A 567-nucleotide genomic window follows, 5' to 3' on the forward strand; every position below is an offset into this window, starting at 1 on the left:
AGGTTAAATGTAAATTCAACTAAAAATACACTTAACCTCATAATCCCTTTAAATGTTATTTATTTTTTGCTCTAAATAATTTCATTCTTCCTCAATTAAAGGTGCTATTGCTTTTCCTACCGCTTATCCACAAGCCCTATCTATTTGATATTTAATACAAAACTCTTTAAAGCTAATACTTTCTATATTACACTTCAAATATATCTTTATACAATTATCTAATGTCAAATCATAACTTTAGTAATCTATATCCTAAATTCCATTCTTTCATTATTTTCCCTTGACAATACTTGAATATCATCAACTCCAAAATTCTTGCAATTATTAATAATATTATAAAGTATAACTTTATTTTTACAATATAATTCAACATCAGTTGTATCTGTACAAAACAAAGCAATTTCACAATTACTATTTATAAAATCATCGTAAGTATCAACATTAGTTATTTCTGACTCATTCTTAAATGCTTTTATATCAGGAAATATTAAGTAATAATCTTTCAATTGTATACATCTAAAAAATTCTTGTCCATTTACTATGCTATTTTCAAAAATTGATGTATTA

1 protein-coding gene is annotated in these 567 nt (G+C 23.5%); it reads right to left on the minus strand.

The genetic code is table 11. The features are described from left to right. Positions 1 to 245 precede the first annotated feature (245 nt). Positions 246 to 567 (minus strand): DUF2691 family protein (locus FAY47_RS19790; RefSeq protein WP_185966927.1); only part of this gene is annotated, 322 nt, incomplete at its 5' end.

This window comes from Clostridium sp. HBUAS56017 (assembly GCF_007115085.1).
In the GTDB taxonomy this organism is placed as follows: domain Bacteria; phylum Bacillota; class Clostridia; order Clostridiales; family Clostridiaceae; genus Clostridium; species Clostridium cibarium.